Below are 6,469 nucleotides of genomic sequence, written 5' to 3'. Positions count from 1 at the left end.
TTCGCGCGCTGTTTTGATTGGTTTAGCTGAGGCTGTTAAAGAAATGAAGACATTGATCATTGCTGCAAGATAGCGAATTTGTTAATTATGGAACTTAAGTGGATTAGTGTCGTTAAGCAGCCGATCAATTGTAATCCTTATTTTAAATTTAATTTAAAAGAAGATAGTTCCAATACACCGTCGGAAAAATAACGAAGAGCGCTTCCATTTTCATGCCAGGCCCTTAGTACAACGCGTTTGGCCGGTTTTTTATTTATTAAGAAATCATGGATAGCTGGGCGATGAGTGTGTCCGTGAATTAGTAATTCCACCTTCTTTTGATGCATAACACGCAGGACTTCCTCTAATGTCACGTCGGTAACTTCATTAGATAAATAGCGATTACGATTGCGACTTTTTTCACGTAATTTTTCGGCTAGTTTTCGACGAAGTGTTAAAGGAAGTGATAGCATTAATTTTTGTATCCATCGATTAGTGATTTTTCGTCGGTAAGCTTGGTGTTTGTGATCTAAAGTGCAAAGACTATCGCCGTGCATTAGTAAAATGGGTTTACCGTATAAGAAAATAACTGCAGGGTCCTCTAGGACAATCACTCCTGCATTTTTCGCAAATTTTTCTCCTATCAAAAATCGCGATTTCCCCGTATGAAATAAATTGGTGTTCCATTTTTAACAAGAGAACGAAGTGTCAAAATAATTTTCTGGTTAAAATCAGTTTCGTCATCATCTCCTATCCAAGCTTCAAAGAAATCACCAAGAATATAAAGTGCATCAGCCTTTGGTGCTTGTTTTTCCATGAATTGAAGAAAAAGTGCCGCGACATCGGAAGCTGCTTCTTTTAAATGAAGATCAGAAATAAATAAAGTGTATGATTTCATGGTCGTATTTTTCAGTGATTACTATTTCACCCAAGGCCTTGCAGCCTGTTCTTAATAATCGCAGCTTATCATAGGATCTACCAATTAAAAATCTTATTCGGATTGGGTAGAAAGCAACATTGTGAACGAAATTTTCGTGTAAGCCTGTTTGCCTCGCGCCAACATTGGAAAGCCAATTAAAAATTGTCATACTAGTGTGTTTTTGAGGAAGAGTCTAATGATTAAAAGCCGTTTTTGTCCTAGCCCTACCGGCTTATGCACCTCGGGAATGCTCGTACAGCGCTCTTTAATTTTTTATTTGCAGAAAATAAAGAAGGAGTGTTTTTGCTCCGGATTGAAGACAGCGATGTTGAGCGCTCAAAGAAGCTGTTTGAACAAAGCCTTCAAGAAGACTTGTTGTGGATGGGGTTGGAATGGCAAGAAGGCCCAGACAAAGATAAAGGGAAGGGTCCGTACCATCAGTCTAAACGGCAAGCTATTTATGACGATTATTATAAACGTCTAGAAGAAGCATGGTATGTTTATCCCTGTTTTTGTAGTGAAAAAAATTGAAGCTCTCCCGTAAAATCCAAAGATCGGCCGGCAAACCACCTCGTTATGCTGGAACATGCCGTTCTTTGTCTTCAGAAGAAATAGAAAAAAATTGACTGAAGGATTGAAGCCTACTTTGCGCTTCCGGGTACCCGATGATGAAGTTATTAGTTTTACTGACTCGTACGAGGCGAACAGCGCTTTCAAACTAGCGACATCGGAGATTTCATTATTCGCCGAGCCAATGGTACTTCGTCTTTCATGTTTTGTAACGCCATCGATGATGCCTTAATGGAAGTCACTCACGTCTTGCGCGGTGAAGATCATTTAACAAATACACCCAGACAATTGTTAATTTTGCAGGCTTTAGGATTAGCTATTCCCACTTACGGCCATATTGCTTTAATAACACGGCCTGACGGCAGCCCTTTATCTAAACGCCACGGCAGTCGCGGTATTAAAGAATTGCGTGAAATTGGTTATTTAGCGGAAGCAATAACGAATTATTTAGCGCGTTTGTGCCATTATTATGAAAATGATAAACTCTTATCTTTAATCGATTTAGCTAAAGGATTTAATATTAAATCGCTTAGTAAATCGCCTGCTAAGTTTAATGCTCAACAATTAGATTATTGGCAAAAAAAAGCCATAGAAGGTTTGGCAGGGGATCGCTTTTGGCAATGGACGGGCGAAGAATTAAAATCAAAAATTCCTTATGATAAACTCAATTTATTCTTAGAAACGGTAAAGCCTAATATAATGTTTCCTCAGGATATCTATTATTGGGTGGATGTTTGTTTTGAAGATAATTTCTCCCTACCATTTACTCCAAAAGAATTACGACACCAAACAGAAAGTAATTATTTCAAAGTGGCTTTAGAAGGATTTAAAAAATTTGATAAAGATTTGAAATCTATTATAGATTATATAAAAGAACGTTTAGCTCTCAAAGGAAAAGCGTTATACCGTCCTTTGCGTATCGCTTTAACAGGGGTAGAACAGGGTCCTGAACTTGCTAATTTAATTTTATTGATGGATGACAAAATTATATATAAGCGATTACATGAGGTTGACAGTGAAAATTTTAATAGTCTCACCAAAAAAAAGAACCGCTTAAGCTGATTGAAGCAGGGAAAATAAAGCTTTATGTATGCGGAATTACTGTTTACGACTATAGCCATATAGGTCATGCTCGCTCATTAATTACTTTCGACATGGTCGTTCGCTATTTACGCATGCGTGGTTACGAAGTTACTTTCATTCGCAATATCACTGATGTTGATGATAAAATAATTAAACGAGCCCAAGAAAATAAAGAAAAGCCAGAAACTTTAGCAGAACGGTTTATCCAAATTTTGCATGAAGATGAAAAGTCCTTAGACATTTTAGCGCCTGATATTGAACCCCGAGCGACACTATATATTCCAGAAATTATCAAACTTATAGAAAAATTAATTAATAAACAACACGCCTATATTGGAGAAAATGGAGATGTTTACTTTGATGTTCGCAGCTTTAGCGAATACGGTAAATTATCGCACCGCAATCTTGATGAACTCCACCCTGGAGTGCGAGTAGAAATCAGCGAGAGTAAGCGCAATCCATTAGATTTTGTTCTGTGGAAACGAGCTAAGCTTGGAGAGACCCAATGGAAATCGCCCTGGGGAGAAGGTCGACCCGGCTGGCACATCGAATGTTCTGCAATGTCGAGTAGCCTTTTAGGGCAACCTTTTGATATTCATGGGGGAGGATTAGATCTTAAATTTCCTCATCATGAAAATGAAATCGCGCAATCGGAAGCGGCTGAAGAGAAGAAGTTTGTAAATTTGTGGATGCACACGGGACTTTTGGAAATTAACAAAGAAAAAATGTCAAAATCTCTAGAGAATATTATTTCAATTCGAGAAGTGCTAGAAACGAACGATCCAGAAGTATTGCGGTACTTCCTATTGTCAGGCCATTACCGAAGTCCCTTAAGTTATTCTAAAGAAAATTTAGGTAATAGTCATACGGCTTTAGAGCGATTTTATTTGGCAATGCGAGGCTTACCCATTACGGAGGATACAGAAACTTCTGAATATACTGAACGGTTTTGCGAAACTATGGATGATGATTTTAATACACCAATTGCTTTTGCTATTTTATTTGAAATGATTCGAGAAATTAATCGGCTTCGGGATGCTGAACAAATAGAAAAAGCTAGAAAATTGGTAACCGAATTAAAATATTTAGGCAACATCTTTGGTTTGTTGAATCATTCTCCTGAGCAATTTTTGCAAGGCACTAAGACCCCATCTGAAATTGAAAAAATTGAGATACTTATTGCGACCCGTAACGAGGCGCGTCGAAACAAGGATTGGAAAGCTGCTGATGATATTCGTGACCAGTTGGTTAATCTTGGTATTATGATTGAAGATTCGCTTGAAGGCACTTCCTGGCGCAAAGAGAACTAGCAGAAATCCCTACAAATACAGTTTCTTTTGATAAAAAAAGCTTTTTGCCTACTAATAAAGTCATGAGCTGTTTCCAAGCCGATTCAATTAATCCTTCCGGGAGCTCTTATCAGGCGGAAGAGTAGTAGTTTAGTGCCCATGCGGTTACACCCAAGAGAAATCAAATTATTTGGGAAATATTTCAAATTCCTATGCCAAAAAAGTCAGCTTCAAGAGAATTCATCTCGGCTCATATTCTTTAAAAATGAATGTATTGATTCCATCAAAATTTATTTAACCCAATTAACTTCTACTTCTCTTGAAATCACATATTCTTATCTCATTCTTGTTTCTATCTATATTAACCGATATCTTCGATAAAGAAAAAAAGAGTTAAAAGGAGAGTAGAAAAATTGTCTTAAGAAGCAGCAAGTTTTCAATTCTATCGTAGAAATTTTTTGGCTTATTTTCAAAATAGCTGTTATGTTTTCTCAAAAATTTCTGGAAGATATCATTCTAACTAATGCTGCTTTTGCCCGTCTCGTTAATGTTAAAACTTTTCATTTAAATAAATTCGAAAAAAATTTTTAAACATTATTAATTTTAATTTTTCGATTACTCCACATGAGTATTAAGATATCGCCCATAAATTGGAGTCTTATTTTTCTTATTTTCCAGGAAGTGCCTGTTTTACAAACGAACAAGTAGACAGTTTTACTGACTTTCTTCTTTTCCATTGTGAGAAAGATAGGCGTCCTTAGCCTTTTATTTAAGGGGTGGTAGTCGTTGCGTTCATTGGTCACTTTGCTGCCTGTTGAGCGAGAACTTATGTCCTTGCGCGAGTATCTAAACTAACTCGTTCGATGGCTTGAGCTTACGGATTCCTAAGTTATTTATTCTTTAATTTATATTCGTCGGTTAATTAAAATACGTCTCAAAAAGATTCTATTTATATTCATTCTTTAACCGTCCATCGATTATTTATTATTACTCTCTCTGGTCGATCAATTTTTTGAAAAGCAACCACGAGATAGAGAATTTTTTTGCGCGGGCCTGTACTTCCAGTTGATGAATTAGAATTCCTGGCAAGTAAGTTTTTTTTTAAATATAAGACTCCATTTAAATGTGCTTTCTGAAGAATATGAAAAGACTCGGAAAGAAATCTATTTGTACTAACAAATCTACCAGTTTAACAGATCAACATCGCTCTAATCCTCTTCTTACCAGTCGGATTTTTGGAATCTTCTTAAATCTACAAAAACTACGCCCCAATTATCACCTAGTGGAGGAAAACACAAGACTTCCACTCCTTCAGGTTAAAGATTAATCCTGATATTGTTTTGTACAATACGTTTCTTTAATTACAAAACCACCGATTATAAAAGCTAATAAAAATAAAATAGGAATTATTGTTAGAGCAATTTGATAAGCCTGGATGCTATAGACAGGCACCGCATTTATCATCTGCCCATCCCATAATTTATCCAGTAATAATCCTACAAAGGCTGTAACATCACGCCAGCAAAAATGATTCCCATATTGGTGAAACCTGAGGCTGTTCCTACAGCTTGTGGTCGATTATTATCAATTACTAAACCAAATGCGATCGCCTGGCTGGAAGAAGCCGCACCAAATAACAAAAGACAAACGCTCAGTGCTATTTCAGGCAATGTGGGGACGTATAAAATTAAACAAGCGCTAATAAAACCGAGAGATGCGGCCGTAATGATTGGCAGACGGCGGCGCTTGATAAAATTGGTCCACCAACCAAAAATAGGACACCGATGCAATGCCAGTCCAAATCAGGGAGAGTAGACCGGTAGCACGGACATTAGAAAAATGATGCGAGCTGGTGAGAAATAAAGCACCCCATGACGTAGCAAATAGCGCTACTGGACCCCAGATAGCAAAACCAAAGAAAGCAATCCACCATGATTGAGAGCGCTTGAAGACATCGCGTAGATAGAATTTATTTTCTTTAGGGATAAATTTCGCATCTTGAATCAATTCGGGCTCTTTAAGTTTATCGCGGATAACAAACCAATTTAGAATTGTCAGGAGGAAGCCTAGTGAAGCGATCAAATAAGAAGTATTTTGCCATCCATAAGTTGCCGTTAAATGAGCGACAGGAGCCGACCCAATAATAGCTCCTGCACACCCCAAAACTTGAACGAGACTTGCGTAGAGAGCAAAACGTTGGGAACCTAACCAATAAGCGCTACCATAGCGCGCCTAGATAAGCCACAGAAGCAGTGAGACCCATAATGATTCTTGTAACGATCGCAATAGGAAAATACGTTGTAAATCCAAAGACGGCAGTTGCCACGGCGCAGATAAAAAGACCAAAAGAAAGCAAGCGTCGGGCGCCGAATTTGTCGCACATCATGCCCACAGGAATTTGCATCACAGCATAACCATAAAAAAAACCACTAAATAAAATACTTAATTCACTCGCTTGAATTTTAAATGATCTTAGTAAATCGTGCGCCATCGCCATTGGCATTACGCGAACTAAAAAGTCATAAGCGTAAAAGGAAGAAGCTACAATTCCGATGATAAAGGAAATCAACGAAAGATAGAGTTTCGAATGCCTTGCGTTTGTTTCCATAATTACTCTCTGTCTAGTATT

At 37.6% G+C, this 6,469-nt stretch carries 5 protein-coding genes and 3 pseudogenes; 3 read left to right on the top strand and 5 right to left on the bottom strand.

Translation table 11 applies throughout. The features are described 5' to 3' along the window. Nucleotides 1–137: 137 nt before the first annotated feature. Nucleotides 138–877 (bottom strand): annotated as a pseudogene (locus B1F79_RS01680) (UDP-2,3-diacylglucosamine diphosphatase). Between the two features lie 255 nt (nucleotides 878–1,132). On the opposite strand from B1F79_RS01680, the gene B1F79_RS01675 reads away from it, so the two are divergent. The 3 genes and pseudogenes from B1F79_RS01675 (at nucleotide 1,133) to cysS (ending at nucleotide 3,861) form a co-directional block, all read left to right on the top strand. Further along, nucleotides 1,133–1,429 (top strand): glutamate--tRNA ligase family protein, encoded by a 297-nt coding sequence (locus B1F79_RS01675; RefSeq protein WP_251365739.1) that lies wholly within the window; start codon nucleotides 1,133–1,135, stop codon nucleotides 1,427–1,429. Nucleotides 1,430–1,624: 195 nt separating this feature from the next. Continuing rightward, nucleotides 1,625–2,416, top strand: a pseudogene (locus tag B1F79_RS01670) (glutamate--tRNA ligase); the annotation flags it as partial. A 24-nt stretch (nucleotides 2,417–2,440) separates the two neighbouring features. Then, nucleotides 2,441–3,861: pseudogene (gene cysS / locus B1F79_RS01665) on the top strand (cysteine--tRNA ligase). Nucleotides 3,862–5,163: 1,302 nt separating this feature from the next. Here cysS and B1F79_RS01660 read toward each other — a convergent pair. Genes B1F79_RS01660 through B1F79_RS01645 form a run of 4 tightly spaced genes read right to left on the bottom strand, consistent with a single transcriptional unit; the run spans nucleotide 5,164 to nucleotide 6,448 of the window. Further along, nucleotides 5,164–5,304 carry a hypothetical protein gene (locus tag B1F79_RS01660; protein WP_251365738.1) on the bottom strand — a complete coding sequence of 47 codons (141 nt, stop codon included), beginning with the start codon at nucleotides 5,302–5,304 and terminating at the stop codon, nucleotides 5,164–5,166. Nucleotides 5,305–5,336: 32 nt separating this feature from the next. Beyond that, entirely contained in the window at nucleotides 5,337–5,510 is a 174-nt protein-coding gene (locus tag B1F79_RS01655) for a hypothetical protein (RefSeq protein WP_251365737.1), read from the bottom strand. A gap of 28 nt (nucleotides 5,511–5,538) precedes the next feature. Next, entirely contained in the window at nucleotides 5,539–6,003 is a 465-nt protein-coding gene (locus tag B1F79_RS01650) for an MFS transporter (protein ID WP_251365736.1), read from the bottom strand. Nucleotides 6,004–6,058: 55 nt separating this feature from the next. Beyond that, complete coding sequence (locus B1F79_RS01645) at nucleotides 6,059–6,448, bottom strand: MFS transporter (RefSeq protein WP_251365735.1); 390 nt, start codon at nucleotides 6,446–6,448, stop codon at nucleotides 6,059–6,061. Between the last annotated feature and the right edge of the window lie 21 nt (nucleotides 6,449–6,469).

Source organism: Coxiella-like endosymbiont of Rhipicephalus sanguineus (genome assembly GCF_018687865.1).
The sequence above is the reverse complement of the archived record's forward strand: the minus strand, read 5'-3'. Positions and strand labels throughout refer to the sequence as shown.